Origin of the sequence: Mycoplasmopsis pullorum (genome assembly GCF_001900245.1) — a bacterium.
In the GTDB taxonomy this organism is placed as follows: Bacteria; Bacillota_I; Bacilli_A; order Mycoplasmatales; family Metamycoplasmataceae; genus Mycoplasmopsis; species Mycoplasmopsis pullorum.
Genome location: NZ_CP017813.1, coordinates 530,179 through 555,425, shown reverse-complemented (window position 1 = coordinate 555,425; position 25,247 = coordinate 530,179). Strand labels below are relative to the sequence as shown.

Genomic DNA, 25,247 nt, shown 5'->3' with positions numbered 1-25,247 from the left:
ACCACGAGTTATTATTTTTGCTCATTTAAATAATTTTGAACTTCTAACGCACAATCATCAATAACTTGTTCTACTAAATCTAATGAATTAATCATGGCTCCACTTGCTCTTTCGTGTCCACCACCACCTCATTTGAGTGCAACATTGCGAACGATTGGACCATTTGATCTAAATTCAACACGGACTCTTTTGTCTTCTTCTTCAGTAAATTGAACTCAAATTGGATAACCAATAATATTTGCGATTGAATTTACTCTAATAGATGATTGAGGTGTTTTATTAAATCTGTAAGTGTTCTCTAAATCGTTTTGAATATAAGCAACCCCGTCGCGAGTTTTGAGTGTACTCATTAATCAAGCATTATATTTTAAATCTTCTAAAGTGACAGCTGCTAAATTTCGATGAATGAAATCAGCATTTAAACCATTGTCGTATAAAAATGCAACTAATCTAAATGTTCGAGCACTTGTTTTATCAAATAAAAATCTACCTGAGTCAGTGTTGATTCCTAAATATAAATATGAAGCTGCTTTTGGTGTTACTTTTCAATTGTTTTCAAAAGCAAGTTCAGTCACCATTTCATCAGCAGCGATATAACTTGAATCTACTCAACGAGTACAATTATATAAGTCATCATCATTAGGATGGTGGTCAATTCTCAATGTTTCAGGAAAAATTTCTGAGTCTAATAATTCACGACATTCAATTCGATCTTTAAAATTAGCATCGACAATAATCGCTAATGATTTACTTAAAATTTCTGGACTTGGGATAGCGTCGTGTTCTAGATTAAGAAACTTAAACGATCCCTTAGTGTCCCCAATTGCATAAACTTTTTTATCAGGAAAATTAATATTTAAAAGTTCTTTCAGTCCAAACTGCGAACCTAAACAGTCCCCGTCTGGTCTGATGTGGTGAAAAATAACAATTGAATCGTACTTTTCAATTAAGCGACTAGCTTCCTTTAATGAACCTATTTGCATCAACATTCTCCTTTAACAAATTCTAATAAAGTCCCAATTAATGCACCTTGAGGTTCCCCAGCTATATCTGCAGTAAAGGCGACATCACAATGAATATAAGGTACGTTGTTAGTAAACTCTTTTAAAAACATTGCGGCACTGTTTGAATCTGATTTGCTTGCACTTGAGTAATTTGCCAAATCAGCAACTTTTGATGATAAGTTTGTTCTGTGGTAATCTGCATGCATTGGCATTCTTCATACTTTTTCTTGTGCACGTTTTGCAGCTAAATTAAATTTATCTCAATTTTCATCACTAGTTGATCATACCCCTGTGTACTCTGAACCTAATGCGTATCTTAATGAACCAGTTAGTGTAGCTACATCTACTAATGTAGTTGCTCCAAGTTCAGTCGCACCATAATACAATCCATCTGCTAGTACTAATCTTCCCTCCGCATCGGTGTCGGTAACTTCTACTCATTTACCTGACATTGATTGGTAAATATTTTCTGGTAAAGAAGCATCTCCATCTAATCTATTGTCAGTAATCATCATTACGGCTGAAACATTAGTTTTAGCTTCTAATTGAGCTACAGCTTTCACTGCGTAGGCTACAATAACACTACCAGACATGTCAAATTTCATACCATTCATGTAGTATCCTTTTGTGTTTACTCCACCAGTATCGAAAGTAATCCCTTTACCAACTAATACAGTTTTATCACTTGTAGAATTGTCCCCGTTGTACTCAATTACAACAACTCTAGGCTCATGTGTACTACCTTTATTAACTGATAAAATTAGTCCCATCTTGTGAGCTTCAATATCTTTTTTGTCTAAAACCTTAACTTTTAGATTTTTAATACCTTGAAAATCATCAACAATTTTTTGTGCCAATACTTCAGAATTCAAGAAGTTTTCAGGCATTATTTGTAAATTACGACAATCATTAATAGCTTGCGAAATTACTAAAAACTTGTTAAACAATTTTTGTAAATCATCTGCTTGTGAGGCATAAAGTTCTATCTTATTGTGTCCCACTTTAACAGGGTTAATTGATTTTTTGAATAATGTTGCTAATGAAAAATTAATTTTTAGAACTGCTATTTGTAAAATTTGTTCTAAAGTGACGTTTTCACGCACAAAAGAATCTAAATCAATTTGTGTGTCCCTTTTGACTTTTGATGATAGTCCCAAAAAAAGTTTTTGAAGTTCTTCAATACTTGTGTTTTCTTTATCAATGTAAATGTAAAGTTCTTTTTTTTCTACATCTTCAGTAACATGTCCGTTTTTCTTTACAATTCATGAATTTGCTAAATCAACATCATGATACTGAGCTTTTAAAGTAAATAATTCTTCATTTAGTTTATTATTTAATTTTCTAATCATAAGTCTCCTTTTAATTATTCAAATATTTTGTTATTGCTGCGGAGGCACTTTGTCTATATGCACGAACGAGTCCACCAGCCCCTAATTGAATCCCACCATAATATCGAATAACGATTATTACAACATTAAAAACTTTTTTAAGTTTCAAAAGTTCATAAATTGGTCTTCCTGCAGTATTTTTAGGTTCACCATCGTCATCAAAACCTGCCATTTCAACACCATTTTCTAAAATATAATAAGCCGAGCACACATGTGTGGCTTTTTTATAATTTTGTTTGTATTTAGTGATGATTTTTTTAGCTTCCTCTTTTGAGTTTACATTAATGGCAATTGATAAAAATGACGATTTTTTAATAACAATTTCTTCCATTAAGATAATTATAAATACTTTTTGAAATAAATTAAAAATAATACAATTGACTTTACTAATACCTTTTTGCTATAATTAGAATAATTAAAAAATCAATAAATTTAAAGGAATAGTAATATGAAAATTGGAAATTCACAAGTTGCAATTAATGCTATTAAAAAATATGACTCAATTGTTATTTTTCACCACATCAGACCAGACGGGGACTGTTTAGGTTCACAAGCTGGTTTGGCTGAATTAATTAAAACTAATTTTCCTGAAAAGAAAGTGTATACAGTAGGAAATAATCAACACACATTCGATTTTATGGAATATCACTTTGACAAAATTGAAGATATTGATTTTAACAACTCATTAGCAGTTGTGGTTGATGCTTCTTCTGGGGACAGAATCGAATGTGCTGAATTACTTTATGAAAATAAAACAACAGCAAAATTAAGAATTGACCATCATCCAAATGAATCAGACATTCAATATGATTATTTATGAGTTGACGAACATTATGTTGCCGCTGCTGAAATGATCGCACAAATTGCTAAAGACGGTAATTTTAAAGTTACACAAAAAGCATCTGCACACATCTATTTAGGAATTAACACCGACTCAGGTAGATTCTTATATCCTGATACTTCGGCTCGTACACACGAATTAGTTGCGTTTTTAATGAGCAACGGTTTCCATCCAGATTACATACTTAAAGAATTAAACAAAAGAAGTATGAAAGATCTTAAATTCGTTGGTGAAATATTGTCAAATTTTAAAAAAAGTGTAAGAGTTCTATATTTTGAAGTAACCAATGAAATTATGGAAAAATTTGGTTTCAATTCTCTTGAAGCAGCTATATTCGTTAATGAATTGGCAAATATTGAAGATTATCGCTGTTGAGCATTTTTCATTCAATTAGAAGATGGAAAAATCCGGGGACGTTTAAGATCAAATGGACCTTTAGTGAATGTAGTTGCACGTGATTTTAATGGTGGTGGACACGATAATGCTGCTGGAATTACGTTGAATTCATGATCAGAAGTTCCGTTAGTTTTAGAAAAATTAAATCAAGCAATTATTAACTGAGAAAAAGACCACAAATAAAAAATAAGCTTTTGTTTGTACATGTAAGTACTTCAAAAGCTTATTTTTTATTTATTTAAAAATTCTTGAATTTCATTAACTCTGTTTAATTCTTCTCATGGTAAAGATAAATTGTCACGACCAAAGTGTCCAAAATATGCTGTTTTTGCATAAATTGGTTTTCTTAAGTTTAAACTTTGAATAATTCCTTTTGGTGTTAAATCAAAAAGTTTATCCACTGCTTCATAAATTTTTTCAATTGGATATTTTTGAGTACCAAAAGTATCAATATGAATTGAAACAGGTTTTGCACGACCAATAGCATATGCAATTTGAATTTCGACTTTGTCACAAGCTCCTGCCGCAACTAAGTTTTTAGCAATTCAACGTAAAGCGTAAGCGGCTGAACGGTCCACTTTGGTAGCATCTTTACCAGAAAACGCACCACCACCATGGTGAGCGTATCCGCCATAAGTGTCCACAATAATTTTTCTACCTGTTAAACCAGTGTCCCCTCATGGACCACCGATGACGAATTTACCTGTAGGATTGATATATATGTTATTGACACTATCGAAACCATATTCTTTTAAAACTGGATAAATCACAAGATTTTTTAATGACTCGTGAAAATCGTGTTCATTGTAATTTTCATCGTGTTGTATTGATAATAACACGGTTTCAATTTTAGGATTCTTTTCATCTGTATAGTCCACAGTGACTTGCGACTTCATGTCTGGGTATGCTCATTTTAAGTTTCTTGAGTTTCTTAATTCTTCAGCTTTTTCTACTATTTTATGAGCTAAAGTAATTGCTAAAGGCATGTAATTTTTAGTTTCATTAGTTGCAAAACCGAACATGATTCCTTGATCACCAGCTCCAATTTCGTCTCCTAATTCCACACCTTGTGCAATATCTGGACTTTGCTTTTTAATGTCAGTAAAAAAATTGGTGTCGTAATTGAAATAACCTAAAGATTTTAAAATGTTTTTAGCTATTTCTTTAACGTCCACCTTAACTTTCGAAGCGACTTCACCAGCAATAACAACATTATTACCACTAGCCATTGTTTCGATCGCAACTTTTGAGTGAGGATCTAATTTTAAATATTCATCTAAAATAGCGTCAGAAATTTGGTCACATAATTTATCTGGATGACCTCTTCCAACTGATTCACTTGTAAATAATTTTTTCATAAAAACTCCCTACTGATTAGCGAGAGTCCATTAAGTGTGCATGTTGGTTTACACCCTAACTATCCACCTTGCTTATTGCAGGTTGGCAATGGTCAAAGCTGTCAAGCTACCATACTCTTTATGCTAATCTTACAAGATTATAGCAAACAAAATTTAATAACCAAATTTTTTAATTTGTTCTTCGTCATCAACTCATTTTTTTGCTACTTTTACATTTAAGTTTAAATGGACTCGAATACCGAATTGATTTTGCATTTTTAATCTAGCTATTTGTCCGATTTTTTTAATCATTTGTGCATTTTTGCCTATCACCATACCTTTTTGGGAATCACGTTTAACATATATGATTCCAGAAATCTCTATTTCGTTATCGTTTTCGATAAATTCTGTAATTTCTACAGCAATTGAGTGTGGTAACTCTTGATATAGTAAGTTAATTGCACTTTCACGTACGATTTCTTTAGCTAAAAAACGCATACTTACGTCTGTAACATAATCAGGATCATAATAAAGAACATCTTCGTAAGTAAATTGTTTTAACAAGTTAATTAGTGATCCAAGAGATTTATCATTATTAATTGATGTTGAAACTATTTTAGCAAAGTTAAATTGATCTAAATCATTAATTTTTTTAGTTAGTTTTTCAGGTTCTTTAGCAATTTTGTCAATTTTTGAAATAACTGCTATTTTATTTTTGACATCTTTTAAATAATCCAAAATAAATAAATCACCTTTACCTAATTCTTCGTCTGCAGGTGTTAAAAATAAAACAACATCAACTTCTTTAATTGTTTCAAGTGCATTTTTATTCAAATGAGAACCTAATTTATTTAATGGTTTATGAATACCAGGTGTGTCTAAAAAGATGATTTGAGAATCATCATCAGTATAAATTCCAGTAATTTTGTCCCGGGTAGTTTGTGGTGTGTCAGTCACAATTGATACGTTATATGACAAAATAGCGTTCATCAATGAACTTTTTCCAGCGTTTGGTCTTCCCAAGATTGTCGCAAAACATACTTTCATTATTTAAAAATGTCCCCAGTTCTTAAAGGATGTGGTACTAATTCGAGAACTGTTTCAATACGCACTTGACTTCCATCATGTGAATATTGATAAATTTTTGCATCATTAGGCATAAATTCAGTAATAACTTGTCTACATCCAGCACAAGGAGTAATAGGTTCGTTTAAATTTGAAATAATGTGTATTTCTTTAAAGTTTCCGATTTTTCCACCGTATGCTACTGAGCCAAAAAGTGCACTTCTTTCAGCACATAAACTTGATGGATAAGCTGTATTTTCGACGTTAACACCATAATATTCTTTACCTTCGTTATCGATAGCGATTGCAGCAACAGGAAAATTTGAGTATGGTGAATAAGATTTTTTTAATAATTCTTGTAATTTTTCGATCATTTTTAGTCCTCTCTTGTGATATTTAACGGATTGAAAATATCATCAACAATTTGATTCATTTGAATTCTTTCATCTTCTACTTCATGATCGTATCCCATTAAATGCACTAAACCATGAGTAAATAAGTAACAAATTTCTCTTTTGACACTGTGATTAAACTCTTGAGCTTGAGAAAGAACTTTTTCATAGCTAATGACTAATTCACCTAAGTGCCTTAGCGGCATAGATTGATAAAGTTCTTCATCAGCGAAATCAAACGACAAAATATCTGTAGCATAGTCTTTTCCGCGATAATTTTTATTTAATTCACGTATGGTTTCATTATCGGTAATTGTTACATCCACTTCAACAGTTTTGTCGATTTTAAAATATTCAATCAAATTATTCAAAATTTGCTTAAATTCCACTTCGTATAAGAATTCAAATTCTGTCTCATTATCTATAATCAAAATAGATTTTTCAGTTTTATTCATATTAATTAAATTATACTTTGAAATACACCAAAAATTACTATTTACTAGTTAAAAAATAAGAATTCTTTTATTCAATTAAACAGTTTTACCTTTTCCAAGTGAACTCCAATTACAAAATTATCACTACTTAAATTTAAACTTTCGAGAAAAACAATTTTATACAAATTTTTATCGTGTTTAATAAAATACATTTCGATTTCCTTAATTTCTTGATTTGACTTGTAAATACCTCTATATTTAATCCCCTCACTAATCTCGCTACTAGATACAAAAAAACCTAATTCATTTTTTTGGACATTTATATTTATGTATTTTCGAGTTTTAAAGTCGAATAAAAATCAAAAACTAACTATAACTAAGATAATTGATAATAATAAAATAATAAACAAAATTCTATTGTGAATTAATTTTTTCAAAATTGATTATTCTACTTTCTTTATTAACGTAAAAACCTGAATGACTAATTTCAATAAATTTAGCTTTCTTTTGAAAATCTTTGATGCATAAAATCATAAAATCTCTGACTCTAGAATCTAATCCCTCGAATGCTTCATCTAAAATTATTCAGTCATATTGTTTTAACATAATTCGCATTAAATTCAAAAATTTCAATTGTCCGGTTGAAAAATTTCCTAACTCTGAGTCAATAGTTTTATTAATATCAATTCCTAAAAATACTAAAATATGATGCAAATCGTACTTGCGGACAATTTCAACTCATTGACTGTCCCCGGAAATAGCTAAAAAGTCCCTAACTTTCATTAACGGTAAAAATTCATTAGTATTAATTAAACAAATTGAATTCGAAATGTCATATTTATTTAATTCGTATTCTCCATTTAATAAAATTGTCCCGTGTTTGTAGTTAATTGTCCCAGCAATTAAGCGACAAAAAGTACTTTTACCTACTCCGTTATTTCCTTTAATAATAAGACTAGAGTTAATTTTCAAAAAATCAATATCTAATATTTTCTTACCATCAATATAAACATCTGCATTTTGAATAAGAATTGAATTAACACTTTTATCAAAATTCTCTTTTTTATTTAAAGATCACTTTTGCAAAATCTTTTCTCACAACAAAAAATGTTCCAAAGATTTTTTATAAATTCTAAATTGCGAAAGAAAATACGGAATTTTGCTAATAGGCGATTGGAAAAAGTGAATTAAAGTTAGAAATAAGATGATTTGAGTTAATGAAAAATTATTAGTCCACAATAAAAATATACTAAACACTAACACTAAAAATGGAGCAAGTTTTTCTGTAAATTCTGACCAAATATCAATGAAAATAGTTTTAAAACTATAAAAATGAGTTTTGGATTGGATATTTTGATTTAGATCATCAAATTCATTAATAATATATTTGTGAAATGGTTTGATTAAAGTTGTGTTTTTAAGTTTTCAAAAATTATTTGTAATCAACATTTCTTTGACCATATCTTTTTCTAAATTATTTTGTGTTTTTTCTAAAACCCCATATTTATAAATATTTAGGATTAAAAATAAAAATGTAATAACCATAATGCAACATGTTAAAAACAGGTTAATTTTATACATCAAAAAGAAACTAAAAAGAAATAAAATTAAATTTATCACTATTTCAGAAAAAATTTTATATTCAAAAACTAGTTTTTGTTTGATTTTGCTTAAATTAATCGTCTCTTCAATTTCATTTTTAATTGAATAACTATCTTTATTGAGTAAAAATTCAGATAATAATTTACGCTTATAAATATAAAATTTGTGTTCAATTTTATTATCAATATGAAGCGTTCCAATTTTTTCAATAACTATTTTAAAGAAGTAAATCGAAACTTGAATGATGAATAAAATGATGAGATCATTTATTGCGAAATTAACTATAAAATAGTCTAAAATGAATTTTGTAATAAAAGGATTCAATAAACTCAAAAGCATAGAAATTAGCATAATAAATGTAAAGGAAACGCTAATTTGAAAACTATTTTTAAGTAAAATTCTTTGTTTTTAACTTCTGTCTTAAAACGAAAAATAAATATATAATTCAAAAACACACTCTTAAATTTTTCTGTAGTTAATTTAACATTTCCTTGTGCAGGATCTCAAATTTCAACTTTTTGTGGTGTATATTTTTTCAAAACTACCATGTGCTGTAAATTATCATTTTCGATTAAACAAGCAAACGGAAATTCATTTTTATCTATATTTTCCATTTGATTAATATCACATTTGTAAGTTTCAATTTCAACTCCTTCTTTTTCACGAGCATATTTTGCTAAAGAATTAATTGGTATTCCGTTTTTTGAGTATTCAATTTCGCTTTTATAACTTAAAAAATCAATTTCATATTTTTTGATTTTTTTACAGAATCAATTTAACACAAATAACGTGCAATCTCTTTTATCATTTTGTTTCATCATAATATATTTGCTATAATTTTTAAAAATTCAAAAAAATTTTTGAAAAAAGGATGAAAATGAATAAAAAAGTTGCATTTGCAAGCGATCACGCAGGTTTCAAATTGAAACAAGAGCTTGAAAATTATTTAAAAAATTTAGGATATGAAATTGTGGATTTAGGTCCAAATACAGATTCAAATTCAGTTTCATACGCACTGCAAGGAAACAAATTAGCAGATTACATTAATCAAAACAACCCTGAATTCGGAATTGGTATTTGTGGAACGGGATTAGGAATTTCTTATGCCCTAAATCGTCACAAACACATTCGTGCAGCCAGAATTACATCTGTTGAAGACGCACATTTAGCAAAACAACACAACAACGCTAATGTTTTGGTTTTTGGTGGACGTCAAGTGACTTTTGAACAAGCAAAAGATATGGTTGATGAATATTTAAGATCTCAATTCGAGGGTGGAAGACATATCGCAAGAATTGAGGAATTAGACCAATAATTTAATTAGAGTGCGGAATGAATTTTCCGCTTTTTAATTGCTTCAATTTAACAACAAAGAAAAGAATGTTTTTGTACTTGGAAAAAATGACTTTTTTAGTACAATTAATTAGCATAAATACAGCTATAAATCATGAATAATAATGAGTTTTTCGATTTGCTTAGTAAAGTAGGCTTGCTGAATGCCAAAATCTTTGAGAAAAAATCACTTATTTAGAGATTTATTTCCTTTTATGCAGAAGGAGAAAACATGTCAAGATACACAGGACCTGTGTTTAAAAAATCACGTCGTCTAGGTTACTCTATCTTAGAAACTGGTAAAGAGTTTTCAAAAGGTAGAAAAAGAACTTATGCTCCTGGACAACACGGAAACAAAAGAGTTAAACTATCAGATTATGGTTTACACTTATACGAAAAACAAAAAATCAAACACGTATTTGGAATTAATGAAAAACAATTACGTAAAATTTATGTAAAAGCTACTAAACTTAAAGGTATTACAGGTACAAACCTTTTACAACTTTTAGAATCACGTTTAGATAACTTAGTTTACAGAGCTGGTTTTGCAACAACAAGAAGACAAGCTCGTCAATTAGTAAACCACGGACACTTTACAGTGGATGGTAAAAAAGCTGATATTCCTTCAATGTCAATTAAATTAGGATCAGTTATTGAATTAAAAGAAAAATCACAAAAGAACGTACAAATTACTGAAGCTTTAGAATCTAAAGCAGCTGCAGCTTGATTAACAAGAAAAGACTTTACTGTAAAATACGACCGTTTACCAGAACGTAACGAAGTGCATACTGAAATTAAAGACGCTCTTATCGTTGAGTTCTACGCTAAATAATAAAGTAGGTAAATATGAAAAAAGATATTCATCCAGCATACCACAAAGTTGAAGTTACATGTTCAACATGTCAAAAATCATTCACTTTTGGTTCAACTAAAAAACAATTTTCAGTAGACGTTTGTTCAGGTTGTCACCCTGTTTACACAGGAAACAGAGCTCAAGCTAAAGCAACAGGTAGAATCGACAGATTCAACAGAAGATTACAAAAAAAAGCTAACTAATAATTTTGTGATTTACCTAGGATTAAGTCCTAGGTTTTTATTATTTTATTGATTGAAAAAAGGGATAAAATGAACGAAATTAAAAACACAATTAAGAAAATTAGTAAAAGCGTGACATTAATGGAGTTGTTTTATGATTCGGTCTTCGTTTTTGGTATTTAGCAATTCAAAAATATTTTGAACATCATGATCATTCTCCGGTTACCTATGTAGATTTTTTAAAATTATCATTAGTACTTATCATTTGGATTAAAATATGAATTACCAAAACTATCGCAATTAATAAATATGGACAAAACAAAATTTTTGAAAAGCTCTTTATTCTATTTGATATTGGTCTAATCATGTATATGAGCAACTCAATCAATGCTGAATGAGAAATTACATTTAAGTCCTTTAATATAGCTTTATCAGTAATTTATTTTAGTTTTTCATTTCAAAATATTTATTATTGAACTCGGAACAAAAACTTAAATCAACATAAATTAACTTTTGTAATAAATTCTTTTTATTTCTTAAATATAGGTATATTGGTTATGATATTTGCATTTTTACCACATCACATCGGAATTTATTTAATCATTATTACAATTGGTTTAAGTTGAATTCTTCCTTTATTTTGACGACCATGAGTGAAAAATAATAATCAAGGAATTAATTTACCACATTTAATTGAAAGACTAAATTTAATAACCATCATCTTTTTTGGCGAAATGTTAATTGTACTTTCTTACTATTTTAAAGATTTAGATTGAAAAGGTGTTCTAGGAATGTTTTTTGTTGGTTCTTTACTCATCTATTACATTCACTATTTTGAAAAATTAATTGACCAGCATTCAAACGTTAAACGATGATATATTATGGTTTTAGTGCATGTTATAATTTATTTATCATTAACCTTAGATTATGAGTTTAACCTACATCATACAATCAGCAATTGACCAATATGAATAATTTGTTTTGCAGTATTATTCATATATGTAGTTATGATGAATATATTAATAATTACATTTCCTAAACAAAGTGCACAAAAACGTAAAATTTCTATTGGAGTGGTACCAATTATCATTTTTATTCTTGTATGTACATTGGGGACAATTTACGATAAACATTTAAACGAACAAACACGTTTTATCATTGTTATGTTGTCGTTTGTATTAGTCCACATCGACTTGAATGTCTACACTTTTGTTACAAAAATACGTAAAAAAGCTAATCCATTCGGATTAGCTTTTTTTCATTTTTCCCTGTGATATAGCTTTTTTTAATTCAAAATCAGTTCTATATAAAAAGTCATCAATCGCTTCGGCCAAACCGTCTTGTCTTACGTCACTAGTGTAAAATTTAGCTGCTTTTTTAGTTTCAGTCCCCGCGTTGTCCATAGCATAAGAATAACCAACATATTCTAACATTGGAATGTCATTTTGACTGTCCCCAATCGCCATAACATCTTGTTCTGAAACATTAAAGACATTTTCGCACAATCATTTAATTCCGCTCGCTTTAGAAACCCCTGTTTTAGTTATTTCTAAATGCGTTTTTAAATTAATAATATTCAAGTCTAAATTAGCTTCGACGAATTCTTCATAAGCTAATCGAACTTCTTCCGGAGTGCCATAAACTTCAATTTTGTTAATATCTTTGTTAATTCTACCATCTAAAATTCAATCATAATACTCACAAAATTCACTTAAAAAAGTATGCATTTCCTCATTGTGATTTTTTAAATAATATTGGTCTAAACCAAAGTAGTAAAGACGAGCATTTATACGGTCTGCTATTTCAAAAAGTTTACGAGCTTCATCTAAAGGAATGTATTCAACATGAATGTATTCCTTTTTAAAATTATCATAAACAGAAGCTCCACCGCTAGTAATGATATAACGTGATTTTGCAATGTCTGCTAAACGTTGAATTTTTTCATAAGGTGGATTACCGGTTGCAATTACAAAATTAACACCTTTTTCGTAAATTTCTTGAAGTTTGTCCTTATTTACATTTGACAATTTTTTGTCTGGAAATCCATAAATGGTTCCATCTACATCACTGAATATAACTCATTTATTCATAATATATAATTATACTATTTAACTGTGGTATATTGAACTGGCAAAAAAAAAAAAAAAAGAACCCTCTTGAGTTCTTGCTATCATTTGGTGCGCGGGAAGGGACTTGAACCCTTACGCCGTAAAGCACTAGAGCCTAAATCTAGCGTGTCTGCCAATTTCACCACTCGCGCACTTGTTTTTTTAAAAATTAATGAAGAAATTTTAATATAAGAAATATAAGTTATATATGATATAAAAAAAATAAGCCAAGCTTATATCTTTCTCTGGTGCCGTCTATAGGACTCGAACCTACGACCTACTGATTACAAGTCAGTTGCTCTACCAACTGAGCTAAGACGGCGTGGTGGAAGATAAGGGACTCGAACCCATGACATTCGCCTTGTAAGGGCGACGCTCTCCCAGCTGAGCTAATCTTCCATAATGGCAGTCTGTACGGGGATCGAACCCGTGTATGCATGGATGAAAACCATGTGTGTTAACCGCTTCACCAACAGACCAAAATAAATGGCGCCGATTATTGGGATTGAACCAACGACCAACTGGTTAACAGCCAGCTGCTCTACCGCTGAGCTAAATCGGCATTTCTTGCGTTTGTGCTTTAATATTATAAGGATAAAAATTTTTTTTCAAAGAAAATTTTTACTTTTTTTATTTAAAGTTACGCAAGGCAAGAAGTATCGATAGCATTCAATATTTATTGCTTACTTATTATATTGAAAAACTAAAAAAAACAAAATTTTTTTATTTATTTTTTGTGATTTTTAATTAATAAAAAATACAGATGCAATAAAAAGCGATCTGTATTGTTGTATTAGCAAATTATTTTTTAAGAATAAAATTATTAAACACTTTAATAACTTCGTTCATCATATTTAAACCTAAACCTAAAAGAATAGGAATATACACATAAATAGCAATGTATTCCCCAGTGAACATTTTAAACACTGAATTTAGTCCCGGAATATATGCGGCTGCTAGAACACAGAATAATGAAAATACGCTTGCTAAATAAACTAAATAGAATTGCTTAAATGAACATAAAATTAAGTTCTTTTTACTCATTAAGTTTAATGAACTTAAAGAAGCTCCAATCCCCATGGTCACAAAGCAAGCTGTAGAAGTTAATTTAATAAATTCGACACCTTGAATGTTATTTTGTTGTGCTATCATACCGACAATTCCGTATGAAACTAAAGATAAAATAGAAAGTGTGACTGATTGAATAATTAAATTTGTCCCCATTCCGCGTGAAAAAATAGTTTCGTTTTTGCTATAAGGGGCACGGTTCATTACATTGTCCCCAGAGTGGACCATCCCTAATGCTATAGCTGGTAATCCGTGTGTTAATAAATTAATTCATAACAATTGAGATGCTGATAAAATTCAGAATTCAGCTTGTCCAATTGAATCTTTAAAAATAAATCTAAAAGCAAATAATCCTACTAACATTACAATTATTTCAGTAATTGATGAAATTAATAGATTTAAAACAACAGTCTTGATTTTGTCATATATTTCACGACCACTCTTAACTGCTTTAGTTATAGTACTGAAATTATCATCAGTTAGAATTACATTTGCCGCTTGTTTTGAAACATCAGTACCAGTAATCCCCATCGCACAACCAATATCACTTGCTTTTAGAGCAGGAGCGTCGTTTACACCGTCCCCAGTCATAGCAACAACTTTATCATGATGTTGTCATGCTTTCACAATTCTTAATTTATCTTCTGGATTAACACGTGCATAAATTGAAATTGATTGTACCTGATTAATTAACTCTTCTTGCGACATTTGTGCAAGTTGAGCACCAGTAATTACCAAGTCAGAATCATTGTAAATTCCTAATTGTTTTCCAATGGCCACAGCAGTAGTTAAATGGTCCCCAGTAATCATAACAGTTTTAATTCCTGCATTTTTTGCTTCTAAAATTGAAGCTTTAACCTCTTCCCTTGGTGGATCAATTAAAGCCACAAGCCCCTCAAAATCAAAGTTATTTTCATCGTCTAAAGAAATTGAGTTTTGTGATTTAGGAAGTTTTTTAGTTGCTACTGCTAAAACACGATAAGCTTGATTTGATCATTCTTCATTAACATGTACTGCTTGATCGTTTGAATTTGTTAAGCGTGAAAAAATGACATCAGGAGCACCTTTAGTAATTAATAAATTATGTGTATCCATTTCAATTAAAACAGACATCATTTTTCTGTCACTATCAAAAGGCAAAGCACCTATTTTCTTATAGGTTTGGAATAAGTCAGATTTGATAATCCCTTTTTCATAACCATAAATTAATACACCTGTTTCAGTAGGATCACCTACTTCTTCAAATTTGTTGTTTTGTCAATGCACTTCAGCATCAGAACATAAAATAAATTTTTTAACCAATTCGTTGAAATCTGTTTTTGAATTATCGTCTTTTAAAAGGTGATTTTTATAAAAAAGATTTTGAACCACCATTTTATTTTGTGTAAGCGTCCCAGTTTTATCTGAACAAATCACATTAGTTGACCCGAGGGCCTCAATTGCTGGTAAATTTTTTACAATAGCGTTATTTTTTGCCATTCATGACACACCAATTGCTAAAATAACTGTTGTAAAAGGAATTAAACCTTCTGGTATAGCAGCAACTGCTAATGAAATACTTGTAATTAAAGAATTAGTATATACATCCGCCTTTGCTCAATCCCCTGTTAAGGAATTGCTTAATAAAATTTGAATAATTAAACTTAAAAATAAAAGTGCGATACCACTATAACCAAAGATTTTACTTAATTTATTAAGTTTAATTTGTAAAGGAGTGATTTGTTGTTCTTCCTCTTGAATCATTTTATTAATTTGTCCGATAACTGTCCCTTTACCAGTTGCATATACAATTGCAACTCCCCGACCATTAGTTACATAAGTACCTGAAAAAATTTTGTTTTTCTGTTCAGCAATGATCTTTTCGTCTTGTGGTACAAATTTAAAGTCTTTACTTACAGGTACAGATTCCCCGGTCAGTGATGATTCGACAGTCATTAAGTTAAAACTTTGAATTAATTTTGCATCAGCAGAGATAGTGTCACCAGCTTCTACAATTAAAATGTCCCCAGGGACAATGTCCACTGCAGGAATATTTTGTACACGACCATCTCTTAATACTTTTGCATTTTGTTCATTAATTTTTTCCAAAGCACGTACTGCTTGGTCACTTTTGACTTCTTGATATGCGCCTAGCATACTGTTTAAAACAACCACTAATAAAATAATAGCAGGTTCAGTGTAGGCAATTATTTTATCAGTTTTGTCCACTAAGTGTCCACTCACATGTTCTCAGATAGTCACTGAGATACTTGCACACGCTGCAATTAATAATAAAATAATCATAAAATCTTTAAATTGGTTTAAAAAAGCAATAAAAGGATTAATTTTTTTATGTGTTTTTAAAATATTTTCACCAAAAAGTTCACGATTTTTTAAAACTTCTTGGCTTGTTAATCCTGTTTCGGGATTAGTGTTTAATTCACTAATATTAGTATCTAATTTGTTTTCGTTTTTTATATTTTGTTTCATAAAGTTCCTTATTCTCAAAAATCTAAAATTCTAGTTTTCAGGATTCTGAGCATTTTTATCTTTTTTAGTTTTAATAATATTATTCATTTCACTCAACATTGCCCCTGCAATAACCCCGGATGGTATTGCAAAGATGGCGATACCAACTAGCGAAATTAAAATAACAATAAATTTTGATGCATCCGCATGCGGGAAGAAATCGCCATATCCAATTGTAGTTAAGGTAATAGTTGAAAAATAAAGTGAGTCAAAAAAGCTAGTTACTACGTTTGAATAAGCTCCAGAATTAAGAATTTTTTCGTATTCATTTTTTCACTGTTCTGAGTTATGATCATTAATTCAAACAGGTATTTCTTGATTCGGATTATTTGTTTTAAAATCACTCAAAATTTGTTTTGAAATAGTATTTTCTAATCAAACTGTTTCATTATTTCAAATAATCAAAGCGAAAACAATAATTAAAATAACAATGAAAACGAAAATATAGGTCAAAATAACTTTTTGTGATTGGAATACATTAATTAAAATTTTAAATGGTGGATAGATTTTTAAAATCAAAACCAGACGAATAATTCGTACAAATGATAAAACTTTAAAGAAATCCACTCAGGCGTTTTTTTCTAAACCTCAATATTCAAAAACTTTTAAAGATGGTAACATACATAAAATTAAAATGATACCTGTAAAAGTAAATGGATAAGATAAAAAGCTCTTTCAAATAGGTCTTTCTGGTTTATTTACTCAGCAAGTAATTCAGTGTAATGAAAAATCAATTGCAAAAACAAAAAATGTCGCAATACTAATAAAAATTAGTAAATTTGAAATATCAGAATTTGTTTTTGGTACAGCAAAACTCACAAAAGAGAATGTAACTGTAAAGAGTAAAATTGCGATGTAAATATATTTTAAAATGTTTAAATATTTATTATGTTTATTTAAAGATTTAGGTAATTCATTATCAGAAGTAACGATTATATTAATAGCTTTACATATATTTAAAATTGACATTTTTAATACCTCTTAATTAACTGCGTTATTATATCATATATGATATAAACATCGATTTTGTATTTTCAAAACTTACTAAAAATAAAAATATAATATTATAAAATTTAATTATTAATATAAATTAGGAGAAATATGCAAACAGCAATATTATTTGTGATCATTTTTATTTCTTTAGTAATAATCATAATTTCGTTCCTAATGTCTCCGGACTCAAACGCTTTTTCTGGTGCTTTGGTCGGATCAGGGGACTTGGAACTTTTTAAAACATCAAAAGAAAGGGGCAGCAAAAAATTTCTAAAATACGCGATGTTTAGTGTCGGAATTGTACTCTTATCTATTGCTCTAATTTTTAGAATTTTTATTGGATAATGATAAATAAAGCAAATATATTAGAATTTATAAAAAACAAAAAGAATGTACCTTTTTTAGAAATAGTTAAACATTTTAAGATTAATCCTAAACAAAATAAAGAAGTTACTAAATTATTGTTTGAATTACAAAATGAATACTTAATTTTTAAAAATAGAGACGATTCTTATTATGCACCTATTTTCGTTCAAGAAAAAGATGGTATCTTAAAAGTTAACTCATCAGGTAAATTTGGTTTTTTAGATGAAATTACGGACGATGTGGAAATTTTAGAAAAGGATAAAAAATCAATCTACATTGCAAAAAATAACTTTAACAATGCAATGGATGGTGATCAAGTTCAAGCAAAAATTTTTAAAGAAATTAAATCTGATCAGGAAGAAATATTTTACGGTGTCGTAACTCAAATTCAAAAACGAAACAATAGTGAATTAATCGGATTCTTGAAAAAAAATAATAATTTCGTTGACTTTGAACCAATCGATAAAAAGTTCAAAATACACAAATTCAGAATTGTCAATATGTCTGTAGAAGCTAAAATTAACGATTTAGTTGTGGCAAAAATTGTGAGTTTCGAAAAATCTTACATTTTAGTTTCAATTCAATCTGTAATTACAAATGAAACAGATCCAAAAGTATTTTTAAAAGCATTTATCGAAAATACAAAATTACCAAAAAGTTTCCCAGATTCCTTGACTGGGGAACTTCAAAAAGTACCACAAAAAATCGACCAAGAAGATTGAACTGGACGTGTTGACTTAAGAAATGAACTTATTGTCACTATTGACGGAGACTCAACAAAAGATTTTGATGATGCAATAATTGTTAAAAAATTACCAAATGGTAATTTCGAGTTAGGTGTCCACATTGCGGACGTTTCACACTACGTCAGAGAGAATACTGAAATTGATAAAGAGGCTTTACAAAGAGGGACAAGTATCTATTTAGTAGATCGTGTTATCCCTATGCTTCCTGAAGAATTGTCAAATGGTATTTGTTCGCTTAATCCAAATGAAGATCGTTTTGTAATGAGTTGTGTAATGGAAATTGATCCGAAAGGTAACACTGTTAAAACAAATATTTTTCCTGGGATTATTAATAGTAAATATCGTTTAACTTACAAACAAGTCAATAACTTTTTAGAACATAATGATGATTCAGTAATTAAAGATTCGCAATTGCAAAAAATGTTGCTAGACTCATATGAGTTGTCAAAAATCTTGCATAATTTTAAAATTAATCAGGGATACATTGATTTTGAAATTTCTGAACCAAAAATAATTTTAAATGAAGACGGTAGCGTCAAAGATATCAAAATTGAAGAGCGTGGTGTTTCCGAAGTTCTAATCGAAGATTTCATGGTTCGAGCAAATGAAGAAGTTGCTATTTTCTTATCAAAATTAAAATTACCTGTGATGTACAGAGTCCACGATGTCCCAGATGTGGAAAAAATCAATTCGCTCAAAACTGTTTTAAATGCTTTAAAAATCAACGATATTTATATTAATGAAGTTGATTTAACACCTAAAAAATTCGCCGAATGTACTGAAATTATTAAATCAAAACGTGACGACGAATTCATCAAATTGATGTTTTTAAGAACTATGCAAAAAGCAAAATATTCTGGGGGCAATATCGGTCATTTTGGGCTAGCGAGCGACTGCTATTGTCACTTCACCAGTCCAATTCGTCGTTATCCCGATTTAGTGGTCCACAGAATTATTCGCGATTTTGTTTTTAATAAAGAAAATCATAAATTGAATGAAATCAAAGAAAAATTAGAATCTATCGCGATTCAATGTTCATCAAGTGAACAATCATCAGTTGAAGCGGAACGTAACTCAAACGATTTAATGTATGCAGAATTCTTCAAAAATAAAATTGGAGAAAGATTTAGTGCACAAATTATTAGCATAGTCAAATTCGGTTTTTTTGTCGAATTCGCCAATAAACAGATGCATTAGTGCATCGCACATCATTGCTGGATGGTGAATATGAAAACGACGAAACATTAACAAAATTAGTTAATAAAAATACCAAAAGAACATTTACCATAGGTGATACCGTTAATGTTGTAATAGCTGGAGTCGATCTTGTTGAAGGTAAAATTGATGCGGTTTTAGAAGAATTTTATGACGATTATATTAAACAAAATAATAGTTACAAAAATGTAAAAAAACAAGATTTAAGAAAGAAATAAAATGGATAAATTAATTAAAAATTCATTAGGTTTCGATTCTGATTTATACATATACCAAGACAAATCGATGTTTAATTATTCAGTGGACACTATTTTATTAGGTAATTTTGTAAAATTATCAAATAAAATCACTCGAATTTTAGAAATAGGAACTAATAACGGAGCTTTATCAGTCTTTTTAGCTGCAAGAAATAAAAATAATAGAATTGTGGCTGTGGAAATTCAAGAGCGTGCAGTTCAAATCGCGCAAAAAAACGTGGAATTAAACAAAATGACTGATCAAATTCAATTGATCAATCAAGATTTCAACATTTTTTATAAAGAATGAAATAAAAATAATAATCCTAAATTCCAAAGTATTGTTTGCAACCCTCCTTTTTATCCATACGATAAAACTAAATCCAAAACTAAATCTTCGATGGAAAAATTAATCGCAACGCACGAAATCCACTTAAATCTAGATCAATTAATTTGTGGTTCTTCCAAATTACTTGAACAAAAAGGATATTTATCTTTAGTATTACCAGTAGAAAGATTGGTGGATTGCTTTGAATCAATGCGAAAATATAAGATTGAGCCTAAAAGAGTTCAATTTATTCTCCCGAGAGTAGATGATAAACCGAAATTCGCATTAATTGAGGGAAGATTAGGAGCTGGTTGAGGAGTACACTTTCAACCTAATCTATATTTGCATGATCCAAATGACAAATTAAATCATGATTATTTAGATTCAATAAAAGCATTATATAAACCAATAATAGTAGGAGAAAAAGCTGATGAATAAAAAAACATTTTATATTACCACGCCAATTTATTATGCGTCTGGAAATTTACACATCGGTCACCTTTACACAACAACACTTGCCTGAGTTTTAGGTAATTACAAAAAATTACAAGGATATGATGTTAAAGTTTTAACAGGTAGCGATGAGCACGGTCAAAAGATTTACGAAAAAGCACTAGAACAAAATAAAACACCTAAAGAATTCGTTGATGAAACATCACAAAAGTTTGTTCAAATGTGAGAAGATTTTAAAATTGATGTGGATTATTTTAGTCGTACAACTGACGAAAAACACTGTGAGACAGTACAAAAAATATTTAATCACTTTGTTGAAAAAGGTTACATTTACAAAGGAAAATACGAAGGTTGATATTCAGTTAGCGATGAAGAATTCTTAACCCAGTCTCAAGCAATTAAAAAAGACGGTAAAATGTACCATCCTACTAGTGGTCACGAATTAAAATTCATTTCAGAAGAAAGTTACTTTTTCAAATTAGATCTTTTTCAAGATTGGTTAAGTAATTACATCGAAGCAAATTCATCATTTTTAGCACCACAAAAAACAGTAAATGAGATTAAAAACAACTTTTTATCCAATTTAAGTGATTTAAGTGTTACTCGTACCAATGTTAAATGAGGTATCCCGGTCACAATTGATAACAAACACACTATTTATGTTTGATTGGATGCTTTATTTAATTATGTAACTAAATTAGGTTATGGTTTTGATACCAAATCTGCTGAATTTGAAAAATTTTGAGAAAATGGTGACGAAATTGTACATATTTTAGGTAAGGAAATTGCTCGTTTCCACTTTATTTATTGACCAATTTTCTTAAAGGCATTAAACTTAAAGCAACCAAACAAAATTCAAAGTCATGGTTGAATTATTACTCCTACAGGCAAAATGTCAAAATCTAAAAATAATGTGGTTGATCCTTATGATTTATTGCAAAGATATCATCCGGAAATGATCAAATACTTTTTAGCAAGTCAATTACCATTTGGTGAAGATGGCATTTTTGATGAAGAAAGATTTAAAAATATTATTAATGCTGAATTAATTAATAATTTTGGTAATTTAGTTTCTCGAACACTCAAAATGAAGTCCAATTCATTTGATGGTCCAATTAAATATCAAAAATCAGAGCATGTTGAAGATTTAGAAATTGAAAAGGCAATAACTGAATCAATTAGTCAATTTGCAAGTTACATGGATGAATTTAAAATCGACAAAGGTATTCAAATCGCAGTAGAATTAGGAAATCATTTAAACAAATATATCGATTTAACTCAACCTTGAACTTTAAAAGATGACTTAGAACGTTTAGAACAAATTTTAGTTCGTTTGCTCAACGGAATTTACGCTTGTGCAACATATTTTAGTATTGTTTTACCAGAAAAAATTTCAGAAGTTGCAGAATCACTTGGTTTAGATGATTTTTCAATAAAAAATATTGAAAAATTCGATAAATTTGATAATATTGATACGGCGGAAAAATTCATGTTTTTCGAGAGACTAAAATAGGAGTCCATTTATGATTTATGTAAGAGCTACTTTATATACAATAAATCCTGAAAAAATCAAAGGTTTTATTGATTATTTACACATTTTTGTTAAAAAAGCAAGAATGGAAACTCAAAATCTTTCTTTCGAATATGGACTAAATAGTGACAGCGAAATAGTACTTTTAGAAAGATGAAGTACTAAAGATGATTATTTAGAATTTGAAAAAAAAGAAGAAATGAATCGTGAACTAAAAACACTTGCAAAAATGGCATTGAAAGTTGATGTTCTATATTCATTCAATACAATAAAATAAAACGGTAAAAAGTCCGTTTTATTTTATTATTTGTGAGTTATAAAGTATAATTTTAAAATATGCAAAAGAAAAAAATAGCCTTGGCGTGTGAAGTTTGTCGCAGAAAAAATTACTATACAAATAAAAGTTTTGGTAATCAAAGTCGAATAATAATTAAAAAACATTGCACAAATTGCAATAACCATACGATTCATAAGGAAGAAAAATAATGACTTTAAAGAAACAAGAAAATCAAAAACCGAAAGTAAAAAAATATTATTTTAGAAAATTTATTAAAGAAATTAAACGTGTTAGATGACCTGATTCGAAAAAAAATATTAGTTCAATGACTCAAATTATTGTTTTTACACTAATCTTTGTGTTGTTTGTTTTTGTCGTTTCTACAATATTTACATTACTTTGAAATAATATTCAAGTTGGTGCTGGTAATTAAAAGGAGAAAAAATGAAGAAATTTAATTGATATATGGTTTCTACTATTTCAGGAAAAGAATCATTCGTAGTTGAATCTTTAAAAAACAGAATTTTTGCCGAAAAAGTCGAGGAAGATTTTGATTTAAACGGTACAGAAGAGGGACCTTTCAAAATTTTTCAAAAACCAATCTTAACAGCTAAAGAGGCTGAAAAACGTAAGCTTGGGGACTCTTACAAAATTAAATGAGTTAATATGTATCCTGGTTACATCTTTATTAAAATGCATATGAGTGACCAAGCTTGATTTGTTGTCCGTAACACTCAATATGTGACTGGTTTAGTTGGTAGTTCTGGAAAAGGTGCAAAACCAACTCCTGTTACAGAACGTGAAATCAAAAAATCATGAAAAAAAGAAGAAGAAGCATTACAAGATTTCAGAAGTGGAAAATCACTTAATCCATTTAAAGTCGGTGATGTAGTAGAAGTGGTCGAAGGTTCTTCATTCGTAGGTGAACGTGGAATTTTAATTAGCATTGACGAAAAAGAAAACACCGGGACAATTGAAATTGAAAGTTTTGGTAAAAAAGTCCCAGTAACCATCAAAATGTCATACTTAACATTATTAAAATAAAATCCTATGTGAGCATTAGCCTCACATAGGATTTTTTGTTTGCAAAAAAACCAGAGCCTTTTTAGCTCTGGTTTTAACTTTTATTATTTTACGATGTGTTCAGTAATTGAAGTATTTTCAACAACTAAGTATTTGTCCCCTGGTTGAGCACCGTAAGGAGCTAAAGCTTCTAAAGCTTTATTGTGGTCCTTTTTAATTTCGCTAAATAATCTTTTTGAATCTAAAGATGTGAATACGCTTGAAGTAATTCCGAATCCACCAATTAAATCAGCATTATCTAAAATACCAATAATAGCTGTATTTGGACGGAATTTAGCAACTTCTTTTAATAATTGTCCTGTTCTTGAAAGAACAACAGCAAATTTGTAGTCTCCACGACGTACTTTGTTAGCAACGTCATAAGCGATGATTGAACGTTTATCAAAATAATCTGAGTTTTTTCTAACTTGTTCTAATTGAACATCGTAGTATGTTTTTTCATAGAATTCTTTTTCAGCACGTTTGTTGATGTTTGACATAACTTTAACTGCTTCAACTGGAAAATCTCCATTTGCTGATTCTCCTGATAACATTGTTGAGTCAGCTCCTAATTCAGTAGCAAAATAAACGTCAGTTACTTCAGCACGTGTAGGGTGTGGATTGTTTTCCATTGAGTCAAGCATTTGTGTCGCAACAACAACTGGTTTACCTAATTCTCTACATTTTCTGATCATTATTTTTTGGTAGTAAGGAACGTCATAGTAAGGAATTTCTAAACCTAAATCACCACGAGCAACCATGATAGCGTCACTTTCATTGATGATTTCTTCAATATTCATAACACCTAAGTGTGATTCAATTTTTGAAATAATTTGAACGTGTTGTCCACCGTTTTCATCTAATAATTTACGTAACTCACGAACGTTTTTTGCAGAGTTAACAAACGAAGCAGCAATATAATCAACACCGTTTTTAATTCCGAATTTAACGTCGTTAATATCTTTTTCAGCTAAGAATGGTAATGAGAAATCAACACCTGGTAAATTAATACGTTTGTTTGTTTTTAGTTTGTGTGTGTTTTCAGCTATAGCTTTAACATAACCATCACCAACTTCAGTTACGATTGTTGATAATTTTCCATCATCTAAAAGAACTTGATTTCCAACAATTAAGTCTTTTGACATGTCATAAGCAACAGTAATTTCTGTTTCTGTTCCCTCAAAGTTTTCGTACTTTTCTTTTGTTGATCAAATTGTTAATTCAGTACTAGCTTTAATAACTTGAGCACCATCTTTCATTTTTCCAACACGAATTTCTGGACCTTTAGTATCTAAAATTAATGAAACCGGAATGTTTAAGTCGCTTGAAATTTTCTTCGCAAGAACAAACTTGTTTAATTGTTCATCATAAGAACCATGTGAAAAGTTTGCTCTAATAGCAGTTGCACCATTTTCAATTAATGCACGCATTGTATCGTAGTTGTCACTAGATGGACCAATTGTTGTGATTAATTTACTTCTTTTTTCTGTTAAATTCATAAAGTAAAATGTATCTCCTAATTAAGTATAA

The 25,247-nt window shown here is 29.5% G+C and carries 27 protein-coding genes and 5 tRNA genes; 14 read left to right on the top strand and 18 right to left on the bottom strand.

Annotation, left to right across the window (positions count from 1 at the left end):
• Nucleotides 1–11: 11 nt before the first annotated feature.
• From BLA55_RS02230 to BLA55_RS02220, 3 genes are read right to left on the bottom strand one after another with little or no spacing between them, the layout of a single operon-like run.
• Nucleotides 12–983: a bifunctional oligoribonuclease/PAP phosphatase NrnA gene (locus BLA55_RS02230; RefSeq protein ID WP_073372470.1), complete on the bottom strand. Its 972-nt coding sequence runs from the start codon at nt 981–983 to the stop codon at nt 12–14.
• Nucleotides 974–2,353 carry a M17 family metallopeptidase gene (locus tag BLA55_RS02225; RefSeq protein WP_073372469.1) on the bottom strand — a complete coding sequence of 460 codons (1,380 nt, stop codon included), beginning with the start codon at nt 2,351–2,353 and terminating at the stop codon, nt 974–976. Before BLA55_RS02225 ends, BLA55_RS02230 begins: the two co-directional genes overlap by 10 nt.
• Nucleotides 2,354–2,363: 10 nt before the next feature.
• Nucleotides 2,364–2,723 carry an IMPACT family protein gene (locus BLA55_RS02220; RefSeq protein ID WP_073372468.1) on the bottom strand — a complete coding sequence of 120 codons (360 nt, stop codon included), beginning with the start codon at nt 2,721–2,723 and terminating at the stop codon, nt 2,364–2,366.
• 117 nt (nt 2,724–2,840) lie between these two features.
• Here BLA55_RS02220 and BLA55_RS02215 point away from each other — a divergent pair, with 117 nt between their 5' ends.
• Nucleotides 2,841–3,812 carry a bifunctional oligoribonuclease/PAP phosphatase NrnA gene (locus tag BLA55_RS02215; protein WP_073372467.1) on the top strand — a complete coding sequence of 324 codons (972 nt, stop codon included), beginning with the start codon at nt 2,841–2,843 and terminating at the stop codon, nt 3,810–3,812.
• Nucleotides 3,813–3,859: 47 nt separating this feature from the next.
• Here the strand turns inward: BLA55_RS02215 and metK are convergent, their stop codons facing one another.
• From metK to BLA55_RS02180, 6 genes are all read right to left on the bottom strand, one after another.
• The gene (metK, locus tag BLA55_RS02210; RefSeq protein WP_073372466.1) at nt 3,860–4,987 is read right to left on the bottom strand and encodes a methionine adenosyltransferase; all 1,128 of its coding nucleotides are present in this window, start codon (nt 4,985–4,987) and stop codon (nt 3,860–3,862) included.
• Nucleotides 4,988–5,140: 153 nt separating this feature from the next.
• Nucleotides 5,141–6,013: a GTPase Era gene (gene era, locus BLA55_RS02205; RefSeq protein WP_073372465.1), complete on the bottom strand. Its 873-nt coding sequence runs from the start codon at nt 6,011–6,013 to the stop codon at nt 5,141–5,143.
• Nucleotides 6,013–6,405 (bottom strand): cytidine deaminase, encoded by a 393-nt coding sequence (gene cdd, locus BLA55_RS02200; RefSeq protein WP_073372464.1) that lies wholly within the window; start codon nt 6,403–6,405, stop codon nt 6,013–6,015. The genes era and cdd overlap by 1 nt, the downstream gene beginning before the upstream one ends.
• A gap of 2 nt (nt 6,406–6,407) precedes the next feature.
• The gene (gene ybeY, locus BLA55_RS02195; protein WP_073372463.1) at nt 6,408–6,878 is read right to left on the bottom strand and encodes an rRNA maturation RNase YbeY; all 471 of its coding nucleotides are present in this window, start codon (nt 6,876–6,878) and stop codon (nt 6,408–6,410) included.
• Between the two features lie 393 nt (nt 6,879–7,271).
• A complete protein-coding gene (locus BLA55_RS02185) occupies nt 7,272–8,798 on the bottom strand; it encodes an ATP-binding cassette domain-containing protein (protein ID WP_167542429.1) in 1,527 nt (508 codons plus the stop codon).
• A gap of 5 nt (nt 8,799–8,803) precedes the next feature.
• Nucleotides 8,804–9,280 (bottom strand): cysteine peptidase family C39 domain-containing protein, encoded by a 477-nt coding sequence (locus BLA55_RS02180; RefSeq protein ID WP_073372460.1) that lies wholly within the window; start codon nt 9,278–9,280, stop codon nt 8,804–8,806.
• A 56-nt stretch (nt 9,281–9,336) separates the two neighbouring features.
• Here BLA55_RS02180 and BLA55_RS02175 point away from each other — a divergent pair, with 56 nt between their 5' ends.
• The 4 genes from BLA55_RS02175 (at nt 9,337) to BLA55_RS04360 (ending at nt 12,115) form a co-directional block, all read left to right on the top strand.
• A complete protein-coding gene (locus BLA55_RS02175) occupies nt 9,337–9,774 on the top strand; it encodes an RpiB/LacA/LacB family sugar-phosphate isomerase (RefSeq protein WP_073372459.1) in 438 nt (145 codons plus the stop codon).
• A 249-nt stretch (nt 9,775–10,023) separates the two neighbouring features.
• Nucleotides 10,024–10,623 carry a 30S ribosomal protein S4 gene (rpsD, locus tag BLA55_RS02170; protein WP_073372458.1) on the top strand — a complete coding sequence of 200 codons (600 nt, stop codon included), beginning with the start codon at nt 10,024–10,026 and terminating at the stop codon, nt 10,621–10,623.
• Between the two features lie 14 nt (nt 10,624–10,637).
• Entirely contained in the window at nt 10,638–10,847 is a 210-nt protein-coding gene (rpmE, locus tag BLA55_RS02165; protein ID WP_073372457.1) for a 50S ribosomal protein L31, read from the top strand.
• A gap of 116 nt (nt 10,848–10,963) precedes the next feature.
• Nucleotides 10,964–12,115 carry a low temperature requirement protein A gene (locus BLA55_RS04360; RefSeq protein WP_220096404.1) on the top strand — a complete coding sequence of 384 codons (1,152 nt, stop codon included), beginning with the start codon at nt 10,964–10,966 and terminating at the stop codon, nt 12,113–12,115.
• Here BLA55_RS04360 and BLA55_RS02160 read toward each other — a convergent pair.
• The 8 genes from BLA55_RS02160 to BLA55_RS02125 all read right to left on the bottom strand — a co-directional run bounded on the left by BLA55_RS02160 (nt 12,074) and on the right by BLA55_RS02125 (nt 17,479).
• On the bottom strand, nt 12,074–12,916 hold the full coding sequence (locus tag BLA55_RS02160) for a Cof-type HAD-IIB family hydrolase (RefSeq protein ID WP_073372456.1): 843 nt from the start codon (nt 12,914–12,916) through the stop codon (nt 12,074–12,076). The genes BLA55_RS04360 and BLA55_RS02160 overlap by 42 nt on opposite strands.
• Before the next feature lie 85 nt (nt 12,917–13,001).
• Nucleotides 13,002–13,086, bottom strand: a tRNA-Leu gene (locus BLA55_RS02155).
• Between the two features lie 94 nt (nt 13,087–13,180).
• Nucleotides 13,181–13,256: transfer RNA gene (locus BLA55_RS02150), tRNA-Thr, on the bottom strand.
• Nucleotide 13,257: 1 nt separating this feature from the next.
• Nucleotides 13,258–13,333: transfer RNA gene (locus BLA55_RS02145), tRNA-Val, on the bottom strand.
• 4 nt (nt 13,334–13,337) lie between these two features.
• Nucleotides 13,338–13,413, bottom strand: a tRNA-Glu gene (locus tag BLA55_RS02140).
• Nucleotides 13,414–13,421: 8 nt separating this feature from the next.
• A tRNA-Asn gene (locus tag BLA55_RS02135) sits at nt 13,422–13,496 on the bottom strand.
• Between the two features lie 239 nt (nt 13,497–13,735).
• Nucleotides 13,736–16,471 (bottom strand): cation-translocating P-type ATPase, encoded by a 2,736-nt coding sequence (locus BLA55_RS02130; protein WP_084107638.1) that lies wholly within the window; start codon nt 16,469–16,471, stop codon nt 13,736–13,738.
• Nucleotides 16,472–16,501: 30 nt separating this feature from the next.
• A complete protein-coding gene (locus tag BLA55_RS02125; RefSeq protein WP_073372455.1) occupies nt 16,502–17,479 on the bottom strand; it encodes a potassium channel family protein in 978 nt (325 codons plus the stop codon).
• Between the two features lie 132 nt (nt 17,480–17,611).
• On the opposite strand from BLA55_RS02125, the gene secG reads away from it, so the two are divergent.
• From secG to nusG, 9 genes are read left to right on the top strand one after another with little or no spacing between them, the layout of a single operon-like run.
• Complete coding sequence (secG, locus tag BLA55_RS02120) at nt 17,612–17,848, top strand: preprotein translocase subunit SecG (protein ID WP_073372454.1); 237 nt, start codon at nt 17,612–17,614, stop codon at nt 17,846–17,848.
• Nucleotides 17,848–19,812, top strand: coding sequence for a ribonuclease R (rnr, locus tag BLA55_RS02115; protein ID WP_235631827.1), 1,965 nt, complete (start codon nt 17,848–17,850; stop codon nt 19,810–19,812). Before secG ends, rnr begins: the two co-directional genes overlap by 1 nt.
• Nucleotides 19,812–20,048, top strand: coding sequence for a S1 domain-containing protein (locus tag BLA55_RS04410; RefSeq protein ID WP_235631826.1), 237 nt, complete (start codon nt 19,812–19,814; stop codon nt 20,046–20,048). Before rnr ends, BLA55_RS04410 begins: the two co-directional genes overlap by 1 nt.
• A gap of 1 nt (nt 20,049) precedes the next feature.
• Nucleotides 20,050–20,832, top strand: a complete 783-nt coding sequence (locus tag BLA55_RS02110) for a tRNA1(Val) (adenine(37)-N6)-methyltransferase (protein ID WP_073372453.1) — start codon at nt 20,050–20,052, stop codon at nt 20,830–20,832.
• The gene (metG, locus tag BLA55_RS02105; protein ID WP_073372452.1) at nt 20,825–22,360 is read left to right on the top strand and encodes a methionine--tRNA ligase; all 1,536 of its coding nucleotides are present in this window, start codon (nt 20,825–20,827) and stop codon (nt 22,358–22,360) included. Before BLA55_RS02110 ends, metG begins: the two co-directional genes overlap by 8 nt.
• A 10-nt stretch (nt 22,361–22,370) precedes the next feature.
• Entirely contained in the window at nt 22,371–22,655 is a 285-nt protein-coding gene (locus BLA55_RS02100; RefSeq protein WP_073372451.1) for an antibiotic biosynthesis monooxygenase, read from the top strand.
• Between the two features lie 59 nt (nt 22,656–22,714).
• Nucleotides 22,715–22,864 carry a 50S ribosomal protein L33 gene (rpmG, locus tag BLA55_RS02095; RefSeq protein WP_073372450.1) on the top strand — a complete coding sequence of 50 codons (150 nt, stop codon included), beginning with the start codon at nt 22,715–22,717 and terminating at the stop codon, nt 22,862–22,864.
• Nucleotides 22,864–23,088 (top strand): preprotein translocase subunit SecE, encoded by a 225-nt coding sequence (secE, locus tag BLA55_RS02090; RefSeq protein ID WP_073372449.1) that lies wholly within the window; start codon nt 22,864–22,866, stop codon nt 23,086–23,088. Before rpmG ends, secE begins: the two co-directional genes overlap by 1 nt.
• 11 nt (nt 23,089–23,099) lie before the next feature.
• Nucleotides 23,100–23,699, top strand: a complete 600-nt coding sequence (gene nusG / locus BLA55_RS02085) for a transcription termination/antitermination protein NusG (protein ID WP_073372448.1) — start codon at nt 23,100–23,102, stop codon at nt 23,697–23,699.
• 83 nt (nt 23,700–23,782) lie between these two features.
• On the opposite strand, the gene pyk is transcribed toward nusG, so the two are convergent.
• Nucleotides 23,783–25,216 (bottom strand): pyruvate kinase, encoded by a 1,434-nt coding sequence (gene pyk, locus BLA55_RS02080; protein ID WP_073372447.1) that lies wholly within the window; start codon nt 25,214–25,216, stop codon nt 23,783–23,785.
• Nucleotides 25,217–25,247: the final 31 nt, after the last annotated feature.